Genomic DNA, 15,178 nt, shown 5'->3' with positions numbered 1-15,178 from the left:
ACCCTCCATTTTCTTATGCAGCTGTGTTCGTTGAAGCCCCTTTATCAATCGCAACGGTCATTTCTTCTTTAAACCCGAAGAGATACGTGAAGACAAAACCAAAGAAATAAGCAACAACGAGAGAAATAATATAATATAAAATTTGATTCGAATTCACGAGGAAGATCAGCGGTAAGCCAGATACTCCGATCGCAATTGTCGCCACTTTAAAGAATGCGGCAAACGCGCCTCCAATAGCTGCGCCAAGACATGCTGTAATAAATGGACGACCAAGTGGTAGCGTCACACCGAAAATCAGTGGTTCTCCGATCCCTAAAATGCCGACTGGCAAGCCAGCTTTAATCACTTTTCTTAGTTTCTTATTTTTCGTTTTGAAATATATCGCGAAGGCTGCCCCTACTTGACCAGCGCCTCCCATGGCAAGGATCGGAAGCAATGGATCATCACCAATCGTGTTGATTAATTCCATGTGAACAGGCGTAAGCCCTTGATGAAGCCCTGTAACAACTAGAGGAAGGAACGTTCCTGCTAGAATCAATCCGGAGAAAATACCTCCTGCGTCAATCAATCCTAGTAGCCCTTTTGTGATAAGGTCTGATACAAATCCACCAATTGGCTGTAGGACAATTAATGTCGCAAATCCCGTAATCAAAACAGAGATCGTTGGCGTCACGATAATATCAAGAGACGATGGAACAAAACGACGCACGCGGCGCTCGGTCCATGCCATGAAAAACGCTGCAAGCATGACGCCTACTAAGCCGCCTCGACCAGGTACAAGCTGTTCACCAAAAAGCGTAATATCAGCAAGTGCTGGGTTAATGATTAAAATACCAGCGATACCGCCGAGTGCAGGGGTTCCACCAAATTCCTTGGCTGCGTTTATACCAACGAAAATGCCAAGGTAGCTAAACAAGCCCCAACCAATAAAGTTTAGAATAGAAACAAGTGACGTTTCCGGATCAACACCTGATCGAATCACAATATTCGTTATTCCAGCAATTAATCCTGACGCAACAATAGCTGGAATAAGTGGAATGAATATACTAGCTATTTTTCGTAAAAATAACTTAAATGGCGTTGCATTCTTTTGCTTAAGATCTGATTTTGTTTGATCTGCGAGTCCTTCAAAAATGTTCTCATCATCTTCCAAATCCTCCGCATCAACACCACTCAGCTTTGAAACTTCTTCTGCTACCTTTGTCACAATGCCAGGACCTAAAATAATTTGGATTGTTTCAGCTTCCACAACGCCAAGCACGCCGTCAATTTCTTTCAATCGATCAAGATCTACTTTTGTATCATCAATCGGTGTTACCCTGAGCCTTGTCATACAACTTGTTAATGAGTTAATGTTCGATGGTCCACCTAAATGCGGTAGAATCTCCCCTGCTAAGCGTTCTTCTTTTCTCACAAGCCTTCCCCATTTCTTCTTATGATTTCGTGATGTATTCCGTTTCCTCATATTGATGGAGCCTCTGGCTATGTAGTAACTGCCTACAAATGCGCCCTAATCAATCCTGTTTATTTCGTTCGTGATCGGCCCTCCTTTATATCTGTTAATTGAGTTGAATTTTCTAATAATTTCAGTTTAACAAGTTTTATTTAATAATGTAAGTGTTTTTGTGAAGTTTTATTACATAAAATAAAAAAGCACTCGACGCTATGCGAGTGCTTAACAATCTATCTAGTATAGTAAATAGTCTTCTCTTACTTCTTTAAAATCTTTTAAATCATCTTCCCACTGCTTCTCCATCTTTTTCACGCTGTCTCCATTTTCAATGCCTTCTCGAATCCATCCGTTTCCAACGAGAAGGTCAAAGAATGAGACGCCTGCGCTATTTTCTGCGCGAAACTCAAAGTCTTCAGGATAGAGATCGTGAATGGTTTTCACAAGGCTTAATCCTGTTTTGACTGGCTTGAACGCTTCTTTATCAGTCACATGAATTTGAACGCCATGTGTTAACTCTCCCGCATGCTTCGAAAACGAAGGAGTAAAGGAAGCTGCCCTAAAATCAACGCCTGGAAGTTTCAATTCGTTCAGTTCACTGGCAAGTTCTGTTGCGTTAATAAATGGTGCACCGATTAATTCAAATGGCTTTGTGGTGCCTCGACCTTCGGATACGTTTGTTCCTTCGATCAAGGCCGCTCCAGGATAAGCGAGTGCAGTATCGAGCGTTGGCATATTAGGCGAGGGCAATACCCATTCAAGTGGCGTATCATCGTAATACATATCCCTCTTCCACTTATCCATTTCGACGACTGTTAAATCAGCACCGATTTCAAATTCTTCATTGAAAAGTGAAGCAAGCTCACCTACTGTCATGCCATGACGAAGTGGAATTTCATATTTTCCGACGAACGAAGAGTATTCATCATCAAGAACGGGACCTTCCACCGTTTCCCCACCTAGAGGGTTAGGACGATCAAGCACGATAAATTCAATGTCATTCTCGCTGGCAGCTTCCATAGCGTAGGCCATCGTATAAATGTACGTATAGAAACGCGTGCCTACATCCTGAATATCGAAAAGAAGAACATCAATGCCTTCTAGCATTTCTGGCGTCGGCTTTTTAGTAGATCCATAGAGACTGTAAACGGGTAACCCTGTTTCCTCATCCATATAATACTCGACATATTCTCCTGCCTGTGCGCTTCCACGAACGCCATGTTCCGGTCCATAAAGTGCCTTTAAATCAACATCGGAATCATTGTGAAGCAAGTCAACAATGCTATTAAGCTCCTGATCTACCCCTGTAGGATTTGTAATCAGGCCAACGCTTTTTCCTTCGATAAGCTCTTTTTGATCTTCGAGTAGAACTTCCACACCAAGCTTAAACTTCTTACGCTTATCATGACCGTGTCCTTTCCCATTGTTATCAGCGAATGCCACAGATAATGATGATAAGACAAGCATCGTAGTTAACACCATCACAAGCCACTTTTTCATGTTTAAAACGCCTCCCCATTTTTTAAGAATCGGGAAGAACAAGTCTTCCCGATCACAATTTTAGTACGTTAACCCATGACCAAAGTTATAAAGCACGCCGCCCGTTTCCCCCGGGATCGTTATTGGTAGCTTACCTGACGGGGCATTTTCACCAAAAATGGTAGCTGCTGTTGCTTCAAAGCTAGCTGTTCTAAAACCATACTGAGCAATATAACTGTCAACGTTCGGATAAGCCATAATGTCATATGGATTTCTGATTCCAATCGCAATCACATCCGCATCCGTTTCACTCATAATCGTATCGACCATCATCATCTGTGGATGCTCAGGCGAACGCGTACTCACACTGTACGTATACGTGCCAATGATAATTTGATCAGCGGACGCAAGAGTTTCACGCTGTTCATCTGTTAGTGTGTAGCTTGCATTTACTTCAATAACCGTCGTATTGTCATGCGCTGCTTTTACTGAGTTACCGAGTGATTCAACAAAACTTCGTCCGATAACGACAACGTGATCATCACTGTTCCCGTCAAGAGGAAGGACATTGTCATTCTTTACAAGCGTAATGGATTTATCCGCCGCTTCTTTCTCAACGGCTTTATGCTCGTCTGACCCTACTGTCTCGAGCGCATCTTGAATTTGTTCATTTACGTCACTAGGGTTCTCCGACTTGATGATTCCGCGATTTACTTTTAATGTTAGGATTCGTTTCACTGATGCTTCGATCCGTTCTTCAGATATGTCACCTGATTCAACTGCTCCATATAATCCTTCTGCCACTTCTTGAAGTCCAACTGGCATCAAGACGATATCGGTACCCGCTTTCACTGCGCGAATCGCTGCGTCAACAGATCCGAAGTGATCCTGGATAGCACCCATGTTCATCGCATCCGTTGTAATGACGCCTTCATACCCCATCTCATCACGCATTAATTCTGTTAAAACTTTGTGCGAGAGTGTGGCCGGAAGAGAAATTTCTGTACCATCTTTTTTGGAAATCACTTTCGTATCATCGATTTTAGGGAACGTCACGTGCGCTGTCATAATCACGTCAATCCCAGCTTCCATTGCCTTCTGAAATGGATAGAGTTCGACTTCCATGAGACGTTCTTTATCATAAGGCACTTCTGGAAGTCCTAGATGTGAATCAACTGCTGTGTCTCCGTGTCCTGGAAAGTGCTTAGCCGTTGCTGCAACGCCAGTTTCCTGAAGACCTTTTGTATACGCAATACCAAGGTCCGCAACAAGCTCTGGATCTTCTCCAAATGAGCGAACACCAATAACAGGATTATCGGGATTGTTGTTCACGTCCATATCAGGTGCGAAGTTCATGTTAATACCGAGGGAGGCAAGCTCCTCCCCAATCGCATGTCCAACTTCCTTCGTCAGATCTTTAGAACGCGTAGCACCGAGCGCCATGTTCCCTGGCATATCTGTGCCCGACTGAAGACGCGTTACAATGCCTCCCTCCTGATCAATTGTCATAAGCAGACCGTACTTCTCGGATGCTTCCTGATAATCGGCAACAAGCTTTGTCGTTTGCTCGGTTGTAACCACGTTTTCTCTGAATAAAATCACGCCTCCAAGATGATATTCTTCAATTTGCGCTTCAATTTCCGGAAGCATCTCTGTTACATTTTCACCGTTCCAATTTCGATAGTCCGGCATCAGCATTTGACCGACTTTTTCTTCCATCGTCATACCGTCAATCGCATTTTCGATAATGTCGTATTGCTGCCCTTTCTGTTTAATCAAAGACGGAGCGGATGATTTTTTATTTGATTTATCCACTTTATAATCAAGGGCAATCCGATCTTTGTTCTTACCATCTGAAACCGTAATGAACGTCCGGCCACGCTTACCTGTCAGCGTTACGTTCCCTTCACGATCTACTTTCGCCACCTTTTTATTGGATGACTTCCACTTCAGATTTTGATCTGTTTTCATAAAGTGACCATCATCGTAAATGTGAAGCGCATGCAATGCAATGCTTTTCCCATCAAATTCTGAACTCACTTCAGGAACATTTTCCATTAAAATCAACTCGGGTGAACCAGCTTTTTTTGCGGAAGCTTTCCCCGGTAACATAACTGCCTGGGAAAAGATCATTAACAATGCAAGAAAAGTGACAATCATCCGTTTCTGTCTCGTTCGCATGCTATCCCTCCTGGTTTTTAATATGATCGCTTCATCCATTCATCACTCGTCAGCGTGACTGTTGAGCCATTCACCTTCAAATCATCAACATACCAACCACGTTTGTTTGTAGAGCCATCTGTCTTATATGTGAAGCGAACGTACTTTGTGTTTGCAGGAAGAGCGACTTCTCTCGCCTCCCATTTCTTACTGCTTCCTGTTAGCTGAAGCGCTTCGGTCCATTCATTCCCATTCTCTGAAACCTCTACTGTTCCCATGTCGTAGCCTTCCTCAATTTGGTACCACGTATCAAAAGTAATAATAGATTCTTTGTGCACGTTAACTTTAGCAGTCAGATACTTCGATTCGTTATCTCCATAGCCGGCAAACCAGGGATCAGCTTTCTTGTTCATCGCAACTGGAATCGCATCGGCTACCTTTCTTGCAAACTTCCGTCTCGTTGGAGAAGTAGATACGGTTTCACGCGTCGGATGAACCCGATTCGTTAATAAGATCGCAATTGTCTGATTCGTTGGACTGACAACGATTGACGTCCCTGTATAACCTGTATGACCGAGCGTTGTGCTTTCAGATAGAGCATCCATGAACCAACCTTGTTGAAGCTCCCAACCGAGGCCATGATCGTCACCTGGAAACTCTGGAATCCGATTTTCTGTTAAAAGTTTCACCGTCTCCGGTTGAAGAATGCGTGTCCCACCATAGCGTCCTTCCATCAGAAACATATGAGCAAATTTAGCGAGATCGGATGCTGTCGAGAAAACACCTGCATGACCAGCGACTCCGTCCAATGACCAGGCACTCTCATCATGAACTTCCCCCAGACAAGCCCTCTGTTCGTCCATGGCTGGTATTCCGTAGCCGCAATTCGTTCCTTTAATTCAGCAGGAGGATTGTACATCGTATCCTTCATATCAAGCGGATTGGTGATTTCTTTTTTCACATATTCATCTAGACGTATCCCAGACAATCGTTCAATGAGAGCACCGAGTGTAATCATGTTAAGATCGCTGTATGTATACTCACTCCCCGGCTCTGATTGAAGTGGATAGTTAAAAACATACTCCAGGCGATCTTCTCGATCGCCTTCGATCGTATAGAGTGGAATCCATGGTTTGAATCCCGATGTATGTGTCATCAGTTGTTCGATGGTAACGCTTTCCTTTCCGTTGGCTGCAAATTCCGGAATATACTTCGCTACCGGATCGTCCAACTTAAATTCCCCATCTTCATAGAGCGTCATTGCCGCCGTTGTTGTGAAAAGTTTGCTAATTGAGGCAAGATCAAAAATGGTTTCCTTACTCATCGGAATTGGGTTGTTCATTTCAGTAAACTCATCATCTGTGTATTGCGCAGCATAACCGTAAGCTTCTTCCTTTACGATATGTCCTCTTCTCGCTACAAACGCAACCGCGCCAGGCATAACCTGTTCATCGATGGCGCCTTCAATCAAATCATCAATCTCATTAAGTGGTTCTACTCGCATTCCGGCCCCTTTGACTGAACCAGGATGCAGCACAGGCGATGTCGGTCCAGGATTGTCCCACGAAAAAGTTGGATGACTTTTACTTTGACTCATGTTGATCTTACCCGCTTTCTCAATCGTTGGACCAGGTGCAGCCAAACCAGATCCTGGAGCTAAAAGTGACGTACCAAGCGCGGTGGTCAAAAGCAGTGACAGCGTTTTTCTTTTCATAGTGCCCTCCCCATTGTTATTGAATACAAGTAATAACGAGCTACCTCCTCAATGAAACAAAATAACATTCAGAATATTCTATTCAAATCGTAACCTCTTCCTTTATAGTCGTCTATACCACTTAAGTCATAGATAAGAGAAAAACACCCTGATTTATCTATCTTTATACCCAGGTCATTGGAATGATTTTGGAGTTTTATACCGTTTTATTTATTTCGTTTCCGTAGCTTTATTTCAGAATATGAGTGTATACGTTAAATAAACGTTTGTTTAGTACCGGTATATTAGGTGGTGCCTGTCCCTCGCGAATTCGCGAGTGACAGGCACCACCAATTCTGGACTTCTCACTTCAACGCATTAATCAACAATCCCCAAAACTTCTCTTGATTAATGCCATGCGCAAACTTCACATTCGGCTTTCTTCTCGTCACACGCAGACGATCAACGCACGTTGTACCGTATGTAAATTCTCCTTTTGTCTCAATATCCACTCGAACCGTCTCGAATTCAAAAATCGATTCATCAATTAAATACGCTATCGTGCAGGCATCGTGAATGGGAGCTCCTTCAAAACCAAAAACCTCTTTATACGTTTTCGTGAAGAATTCAAGAAGATCCCCCACAAAATTCGAAACGTTCGTGCCAATCGAAGAAATCTCCTGAAGAATCGCTGGCGTTGTAATCGCCTGATGCGTAATGTCTAGACCAAACATTGTCACAGGCACTCCGCTGTTAAAAACAACATCCGCCGCTTCGGCATCGACATAAATATTAAATTCCGCCGTAGGTGTCCAATTTCCAAACGTCCCTCCCCCCATCAGTACGATTTCACGAATCTTTCCAACGATCGCAGGTTCCTTTTCAATCGCTAAAGCGATATTCGTGAGCGGACCTGTCGGAACTAGCGTAATCTCTCCATCAGAATCTAACAATCTCTCAATGATAAAATCGACAGCATGCTGATCGATCATCATTTTCTTTGGAACTTCCGGAAGCTCTGGTCCATCAAGACCAGAATCTCCATGAATGTCTGGTGCGAATTCACGCGTTTTAACTAGTGGCTGCTCAGCTCCACGAGCAACTGGCACCTCGAGCCCTATGAAATCACATACTTTTAACGCATTAAGCGTTGTCTTCCCAACATCTACGTTCCCCGCTACCGTCGTAATGCCTTCAATCTGAATCTGATCACTAGAAGCTGCAAGAATAATCGAAATCGCATCATCATGGCCTGGATCACAATCTAAAATCACTTTTCTCTTTTCCCTCATTCAGCATCTCTCCTCGTTGTTAAAATAGAAGAACCCTGAGCACCTCCAAGAAAGGATGCAAATCAGGGTTGAGTTATTATTGAATAGACTCGTATACGATATTCGCGATATGTTTCGAAAGTCCTCCAGTGCTTGGATAGGATCCAGATGCGAGAGGGCCGTTATTTTGTTTATTAGTTAACACAATAATTTGGAGATCATTAGATGGGTCAAAGATCACTTGGGTCCCTGTAAAGCCTGTATGCCCAAAAGTCGCTTCTGAATGCTTGTCACCCATGTACCAGCTCTTGTCGAGTTCCCATCCATAGCCCTGTCCAAAACGCTGAGGGGTTGTAAAGTCTTCAATAACCTCATGATCATATAGCTTCACTTTACCGTAACTCCCACCATTCAACATTACCTGTCCAAGTACGGCAAGATCTTGTGCCGTGGAGAATAGGCCAGCGTGTCCAGCTATACCTTCGTTTGCATAAAAACTATTACCGTCATTAACTTCTCCGACAAGTGTTTCAGTTCTCCACCTTCCAAAATCCTCAGCTCGCTCAGGAACGTTGTAGCCGAAATCGGGATCATCCACCATTTTATATTCAAAAGGATTCCCCCATGAGGTGGCTGCGATTTTATCATCAAGGTGATCTGAAGGAGTAAACATCGTATCTTTCATTTTCAATGGCTCATAAATATTTTTCTGAAGATAATCATCAAGCTTCTCTCCGCTTATTTCCTCAATGATGAACCCTAGCGTCATAAAACTAAAATCACTATAGCGACGATCTGTGCCGGTTTCGTATTCGAGTGGAAGTGCATTAATATAGTTTAGAACTTCTTCCGAATTCTTAGCATGAAAATAAGTCGGCTGCCAAGGAGTTAAGCCAGAGGTATGTGTTAAAAGGTCTGCGATTGTAATATCTTCCTTACCATTAGAAGCAAAATTAGGAATATATTTTGCTACTCGATCATTTACTGATAATTCCCCATCACTGACAAGCTTCATAATTCCTTGCGTTGTTCCCATTACTTTAGTTAAAGAGGCAAGGTCAAACATTGTTTTCTTTTTCATTTTCCTTGGTTTTTCTAATAGATTTCCCATATCATATTTTTGTGCATCTCCATAGGCAGACTCTTTTACGACTTTACCACTTTTAACCACAAGTACCACTGCTCCAGGAGTTATATCATTACTTATAGCTTCTTGCACTACGTCATCAATTTCCTCAAGTGTAGTAGCATTCATTCCAGCACTCTTCGGACTACCATGACTCAGCTTCTCTCCGTTGGCAGTAGCTGAAGCTGTGGAAAAGACAGAGATATTCAACAGCAGAACCACGATCGGTATTATAAAAATTCGTTTCTTCATATATACTCCTCCTTAGTTTTTGAGGATTTGATTAAGAAAGCTAGTACCTGCTTCAGTGGATTCAATACGAAAATAATCACTCAAGGTTGCCCCTATATCTGCCATAGTATTTCTTATCCCAATCGATACTGCCTTCACTTTAGGACCAGTAACCATAAGAGGAGTATACTCTCTTGTATGTTTTGAGTGCCCGATCGTAGGGTCATTCCCATGATCTGCCGTTACTATTAAAATATCATCTTCTTTAAGTAGAGGAATAAATTTCTCCAGCCAATTATCTACTTCTTCAAGAAGTGATGCGTACCAATTCGTATCCTCTGCATGACCAGCAAGGTCCGTTTCTTGTACATTTACTAGAAAAGCCCCATGCTTTTCTTTACTAAATGTTTCTTTTAGTTGTTGAAGCACCTCCGCTGTATTCACAATAGAATAAGCCCAATGCTTTCCTTCGAGTACATCTGCCGTTTTCCCAATTCGATAAACTGGAATTTTAGATTCAGCTAGGGTCTGGAATTGTCTTTGTACGTTAACACCATATCCCAGGTGACGAACTTGATAGTCTGGCCCATACAAGCCTGCTTTAGGGCTATCAATTCCCCACTGCCCCGCTTCCCCTTTTTTACTACTGATAGAAGTCGCTCGACCGAAGTGTGAGGACCGCCTAATGTAATAACTCGACTTGTATCAACAACTCTCCTTACAACGCTTCCTACTTTAAGCGCATACTCAAACGAAACCTTTGTCAGGTCTGCCGTAACATTAATAATATTTCCAGGGGTTGATTCAATGTTATCTGCAATAATGATTGCATCGTCAATTAACAATATTGGCAAATCTTCAAAAGGATAGGTTACTTTGAAATTTTCCCTTAGTAGACTCGTAGCTATATTCTCATGAACGTCTTTCATCAATCGTTTGGCGGGACGTTTCGGAAGACTTCCTACAATCTCTTGGTGTCCCATATAAGTATCAGCTCCGTAGTGTGCGAGTCGTGCTTTTCCGTAAGCTCCTTTTGGTGTTCCGGTTTCATCTACAAGTTGATTAAGTCCAAGCGAATACATGGTGGGAATGGCCATCGGTACTTTTTTTCGAATATGCTCGTACGTATTTGCTATGCAGTCCCCTGGTTCAAAATCTGCACAGTCATCCATTGCTCCAATCCCAAAACTATCGAGAACGAGCACTACGATACGTCCCATCGTTAACCTCTCCTTTCAAAATGTACAATTTCTGGAACACCATCATGTAACCCACGAACAAGGGCAACATTTGCCCTTGTTACAAACACTTGCGTCCGAAAAGCATATATTGCCGTATCACCGATAGATACTCTTGATTCACGTTCAAGTCTTCCATAGTAATCAATGTACTCAGAATTTAGAGGCTTGCCTTTTAAAAATGTATCAAAAATACGTTCAGGGGAGCTTCCGACGTAAGCGCCTGTCATATTTCCCCTTTCGTAAAACCCTCCTCCAATCACATAAAAATTCTCCTCATCTTCATGAGAGACTTCAGATACATAGATAATAGCAGGATCCTCAGGAAGAGTTCGCACCGCATGAAGTGGGGTAGTCCCTGTTAGAGCATGTCCAGGTTCCCCATGTGTAACCCCGGCTTTTTTAGCATTGGAATCGTTTCTGTACTTGTTGCACTTGGACCATTTACCTGACGAATATGAAATCCCGATGCTTCAAGGATTGCTTTTGCCGAAAGAATTGTTTTCAGGTTCTCCGTAAACAATAGCTCCTTACGTTCTTTGTCCATTAGCAATAACGGAAATGAAGTAACGCCCATTACTTCGATTCCTTTCAGCTGCTTTAGCTCTGGAATAAAACCTTGAAGCTCCTCTACCTGAAATCCTCCCCACTGTCCAGGATAAATCGTGTCTGATGAATTGATTACTCGCAGAATGACCTCCTGTTTTTTTCCCAGTTTCATAGCTGCATCTGATACTTGTCTTGCTCGCTCAATCGAAAAAACCGTCACAACTTCTGGATCGAAACTAAGAACCTCATCCCACTGATGTTTCCCAGGTTGGACAAGATGACCCACGTTACCAATACTGACACCGGAATGATATAGTCGGTAAGCTTCTTCAAATTCAACGGCAACAGCTTTTTCAATTCCATGTTCCGCAATCCAATTCCCGAGATCGCCTATACGACCAAGCTGCTTACTCATAAAATACAATGTGAAATCATTCTCTTTAGCAGCTTGCGCCATTCTTCTGACATTGTGGGCTATTGTGTCAAGGTCGAGAACATACGTATTGGGAGGAATAAGCCCAGATTGGTGAAGTTTTACTCCCGCTTTAATGAGTTCTGGATTTCTCTTCTTTGTAAGTGAAAGAAACAATGTAGTAGCCTCCTAAACAACAGCGTATAGATTATGTCTTGATGTATACTTACTCTCCTCGCAATGATTCTCGAAGAATACGAATAACAGTCTCTGCTCCAGCCTTCATAGGGTTAATCCGTAAACCATATTCAAGTAATGCGGGTGTACTTTCGAGGAAACTACCAGAAACTCGATAAATCATTGGAACAAGTTCAAAACGTGATTCTGCTCCAATTGGATATGTTGCTGCTCCAAAGGCCTTACTTCGCTCGATTACTTCACGGGCAACTGGCTCTTTCAGTTCAACAATGACATTCTTTGATTGAGAGTTTGTAATATATGCCTCTTTTACTCCATACACTTCACCTTTATTTAACAAGTCACATAGAACTTCAACTTGCTGACTCTGAATAGCTAATGAGACAGGTGCAAAAGGTAGGGATCGAAGTAACTCCATCGCTTCTGGTCCCTGAACTTGACTGCCTCCAGAATAATTTCGCTGTTGAATTGTTTTAATGGCGCTCTTCCCTATCACTACTCCAATTCCTTCAGGTCCAAGTAGCTTAAATCCGGAAAAAGTGGAATAATCAGCGCCAGCCTCTACACCAATTCCATGCATTTTCAATGCACAATAATTATCATCAACAACTACAATCATTTCAGGGTTGATCGTCTTAACTAACTTAATCACTTCTTTAAGTCGATAAGTGTCGATTGGTTGCTGCCTTGCATGTTGGATATAGAAAACCTTTGCTTCTGAATGAGGAAGACTTTGTTTAATAGCATCTAAATCATTGAAATTCACTTCTTCCGTTCGTAACCCAAGCATTCGGATCGTTTCTTTAGTCGTCATATAAATAGGTGCAGTGTGAATAATCATAGATCCTCCCGGTTCAAGGAGGGCACTTAAGAGAGATCGAATTGCACCGGTACCCGATCCTCGCACAAGTACTGCCTGATCACCTCCAAAAATACTAGCAAGAACGTTCTCAACTTTCGCAGTTGTTCTAGGTCGTTTATAGATCGGATGCACACCGCGATCGCCATCATGGAACATTTCATTGTCTTTAAATTCCTTTGTGATATAATCCACAATTTCAAATTGTTTATTTGTTGCTTCTGCAAGTGACATCTGAGGTATAACAGATTCCTGGTATTTCAATGTTATGCAATCCCCTTTCGACTGAAAGCATGAGCTGGATTATCGATTAGCATCATTCTGATATTCTCATCAGACAAGCCTGCTTCTTTTAAACGAGGAACAAATTCATTGAGAACATAGTCATATCCAATACCTCCGTGCTTATGCCAATGTGACTTTCTAGTTAAATCAGCTGATAATAAAATCTGCGCACCATATCCTCTTTCAAATAGACGACAAATTGTATGAATTCGCTCTTCATCAGGTCGATAATTAATTTTTCCAATCGTATCAAATCCTACAAATGCCCCTGCTTCCACAACAGAAAGTACTCGTTCATCATCTTGATTAAGGTCTTGATGCCCCACAATCAATTGGTTCATTGGCAATCCAAGGGCAGAATAAAGTTCAACTTGCTCGACTCCCATCGTTCCGAGCGTTGTATGTGTGGTGAGCGGAAGCCCCGTTTCCATTGCTGCGATTCCCGCACCAGTTAAGAGCTCTTCTTCAATAGGCTTGATTTCATAGTGACTGCTCCCTATTTCTCCAATAACGCCAGGATAAACGTCTGTTCCTTCAATTCCGTTCTTTATTTCATCAATCATGTATTGTGCAAACTGATCGCGATTCCACTCAGTCGCTTGGTTTGGAAGGAATGGGTCTTTGTAAAAACCGGTACTTGCGATCAAATGCACTCCTGTCGTTTCGCTTAACTTTCTAAGGAGACTTGCATTACGACCCATTCCGTCATTCGTAACTTCTATCATCGCCTGCCCACCTGAAGCTTTAAAATAGCGAAGTTCTTCTTCCATTCCGCCTATATCGTCAAGAATAGTGTCAGGATCATTTTTAATTCGTGATAAATCAATACAAAGATGTTCATGAGCGGAACAAATCCCGAGCTCAGTAGGATCAATTGGTCCTCTAACCGTTTGAATCATCTTATCTCCTCCTTCTACTGTGGTATTTGCATGAGGCCAAGTACGACAAGAACATTCGCCAAGATACCAACTGCTATTGCGCCAATCGGTCCTACTGCCATTCGCACAATTGGACGGCCCGCAATCTCATTTAACAAATAGAACCCTGCAATGATAAAAAATCCAAGCCCTGGAGCAATAGCATTAGCTGCGTTTGCACCACCAATTAAAAGAGCCACTTCTAAAATTCGACTCATCGCTGTACGAATATTTTCTCCTGATTGTCGTACTCCGGGATATTTGTCAAGGAAACGTGCAATCTGACTCAATAACATAACCTCAAGAAAAACAGTAATAATACCAAGGATAGCCGCAACCCATACATTAGGAACAAGCAACCCTACAACGAAAATGATTGTAAACCCAACTGGACTATACACCCCTGTTGCAATCGCCGTACTAGCAACAAGTGGGATGAATCCCAGCGCTCGGGCTCCTGCAGCGATAGCAGCATCTGTTATTTTTCCGTCTGCTATTAAATTTAAAGATATTGGATCTCCAGCCATAATCAGAAGGTTCGTAGCCGCAGCAATAAGCCCACCCATAATCATGAAATAAACCACATGCTTTTTAATACGATCGACTCTCTCACTGAAAACCGAAGCAAGATCAATCCCGCTTCCGTCCCCTTCAGGTTTTTGACGCACAGCATATGTAATTAAGAAAATCATTCCAGTAATGAGAGCCATTCCTTCTTGATTTAACGTAACCGTCGTATCACCAAAAGTCATGGCACCGCTTTCATTTAACCATACAGCTAATTGCCGAATAATGGCTGATGTAATAAACGTCAAAACACCTTTTTTAACACTGAATTGCAACGCCACTGCTAGAGCTGGAAATGCCATGAAGGTTACCACGACCGGTGATCCCACTTGCCCCATCGCATCTAGAAAATTCAATGGTAGTTTTTCAAATAAGGTGACAAATCCTTCTAGTCCAACTAACAAACCTGCACCATATGCGCCACCAACAATTGCTGCAACAGGCGTACCCCATTTATTTCGCGGGGTAATTAATCCAATAATATCTGTTCCTAGCAAAATACTATGGATAAGAATAATACTCGCTGTAATGGTAAACGGAATCCCAAAACCAACTACAAGTCCAAAACTCATAGCAAAAGCCGTTAAACCAAGCTCTTTACGTCCCATTCGCCCTTCAGTATTTTCAGGTACAATTGGTCGTAAGCCGTCATTAAACACAGCTAAATTTAAATTTGCAAGAACAGCTGCCATAGCCCCGATCAAAATGACGAGAACCATTTCCATGTGCCGAACCCCCTTCTA

12 protein-coding genes and 1 pseudogene are annotated in these 15,178 nt (G+C 42.5%); all 13 read right to left on the bottom strand.

All coding sequences use genetic code 11. From position 1 onward, the window contains the following. Window positions 1-13: 13 nt before the first annotated feature. Window positions 14-1,414 carry a PTS transporter subunit EIIC gene (locus ACIFPW_RS08020; RefSeq protein ID WP_430243343.1) on the bottom strand — a complete coding sequence of 467 codons (1,401 nt, stop codon included), beginning with the start codon at window positions 1,412-1,414 and terminating at the stop codon, window positions 14-16. 273 nt (window positions 1,415-1,687) lie between these two features. After that, the gene (locus ACIFPW_RS08015) at window positions 1,688-2,950 is read right to left on the bottom strand and encodes an exo-beta-N-acetylmuramidase NamZ family protein (protein ID WP_430243342.1); all 1,263 of its coding nucleotides are present in this window, start codon (window positions 2,948-2,950) and stop codon (window positions 1,688-1,690) included. Window positions 2,951-3,010: 60 nt separating this feature from the next. Continuing rightward, the gene (locus ACIFPW_RS08010) at window positions 3,011-5,110 is read right to left on the bottom strand and encodes a glycoside hydrolase family 3 N-terminal domain-containing protein (protein ID WP_430243340.1); all 2,100 of its coding nucleotides are present in this window, start codon (window positions 5,108-5,110) and stop codon (window positions 3,011-3,013) included. A gap of 17 nt (window positions 5,111-5,127) precedes the next feature. Beyond that, a pseudogene (locus ACIFPW_RS08005) lies at window positions 5,128-6,803 on the bottom strand (serine hydrolase). Between the two features lie 344 nt (window positions 6,804-7,147). After that, window positions 7,148-8,074, bottom strand: a complete 927-nt coding sequence (locus ACIFPW_RS08000; RefSeq protein WP_430243339.1) for a nucleoside hydrolase — start codon at window positions 8,072-8,074, stop codon at window positions 7,148-7,150. Window positions 8,075-8,150: 76 nt separating this feature from the next. Then, entirely contained in the window at window positions 8,151-9,431 is a 1,281-nt protein-coding gene (locus ACIFPW_RS07995; protein ID WP_430243337.1) for a serine hydrolase, read from the bottom strand. Between the two features lie 12 nt (window positions 9,432-9,443). Further along, entirely contained in the window at window positions 9,444-10,004 is a 561-nt protein-coding gene (locus ACIFPW_RS07990; protein WP_430243336.1) for an alkaline phosphatase family protein, read from the bottom strand. Next, window positions 9,932-10,630, bottom strand: a complete 699-nt coding sequence (locus tag ACIFPW_RS07985) for a hypothetical protein (protein ID WP_430243334.1) — start codon at window positions 10,628-10,630, stop codon at window positions 9,932-9,934. The genes ACIFPW_RS07990 and ACIFPW_RS07985 overlap by 73 nt, the downstream gene beginning before the upstream one ends. Before the next feature lie 2 nt (window positions 10,631-10,632). Next, complete coding sequence (locus tag ACIFPW_RS07980) at window positions 10,633-10,911, bottom strand: hypothetical protein (protein ID WP_430243333.1); 279 nt, start codon at window positions 10,909-10,911, stop codon at window positions 10,633-10,635. A 98-nt stretch (window positions 10,912-11,009) separates the two neighbouring features. Next, window positions 11,010-11,786 carry an alanine racemase gene (locus tag ACIFPW_RS07975; RefSeq protein ID WP_430243331.1) on the bottom strand — a complete coding sequence of 259 codons (777 nt, stop codon included), beginning with the start codon at window positions 11,784-11,786 and terminating at the stop codon, window positions 11,010-11,012. 49 nt (window positions 11,787-11,835) lie between these two features. Then, window positions 11,836-12,930: an aminotransferase class V-fold PLP-dependent enzyme gene (locus ACIFPW_RS07970; RefSeq protein WP_430243330.1), complete on the bottom strand. Its 1,095-nt coding sequence runs from the start codon at window positions 12,928-12,930 to the stop codon at window positions 11,836-11,838. Between the two features lie 2 nt (window positions 12,931-12,932). Beyond that, on the bottom strand, window positions 12,933-13,850 hold the full coding sequence (locus tag ACIFPW_RS07965) for a phosphotriesterase family protein (protein ID WP_430243329.1): 918 nt from the start codon (window positions 13,848-13,850) through the stop codon (window positions 12,933-12,935). A 14-nt stretch (window positions 13,851-13,864) separates the two neighbouring features. Then, entirely contained in the window at window positions 13,865-15,160 is a 1,296-nt protein-coding gene (locus ACIFPW_RS07960; RefSeq protein ID WP_430243327.1) for a YhfT family protein, read from the bottom strand. Between the last annotated feature and the right edge of the window lie 18 nt (window positions 15,161-15,178).

This window comes from Pseudalkalibacillus sp. NRS-1564, assembly GCF_050467905.1.
Lineage (GTDB): Bacteria > Bacillota > Bacilli > Bacillales > Guptibacillaceae > Guptibacillus > Guptibacillus hwajinpoensis_B.
Note: the sequence above shows the minus strand (reverse complement) of the source record. Positions and strands in the feature narration are given on the sequence as shown.

Excerpts from the sequence above, each read along its gene's own strand:
- ACIFPW_RS08010 (WP_430243340.1), bottom strand. The coding sequence starts at position 5,110 with ATGCGAACGAGACAGAAACGGATGATTGTCACTTTTCTTGCATTGTTA.
- ACIFPW_RS07995 (WP_430243337.1), bottom strand. The coding sequence starts at position 9,431 with ATGAAGAAACGAATTTTTATAATACCGATCGTGGTTCTGCTGTTGAAT.
- ACIFPW_RS07965 (WP_430243329.1), bottom strand. The coding sequence starts at position 13,850 with ATGATTCAAACGGTTAGAGGACCAATTGATCCTACTGAGCTCGGGATT.
- ACIFPW_RS07985 (WP_430243334.1), bottom strand. The coding sequence starts at position 10,630 with ATGGGACGTATCGTAGTGCTCGTTCTCGATAGTTTTGGGATTGGAGCA.
- ACIFPW_RS07960 (WP_430243327.1), bottom strand. The coding sequence starts at position 15,160 with ATGGAAATGGTTCTCGTCATTTTGATCGGGGCTATGGCAGCTGTTCTT.
- ACIFPW_RS08000 (WP_430243339.1), bottom strand. The coding sequence starts at position 8,074 with ATGAGGGAAAAGAGAAAAGTGATTTTAGATTGTGATCCAGGCCATGAT.
- ACIFPW_RS08015 (WP_430243342.1), bottom strand. The coding sequence starts at position 2,950 with ATGAAAAAGTGGCTTGTGATGGTGTTAACTACGATGCTTGTCTTATCA.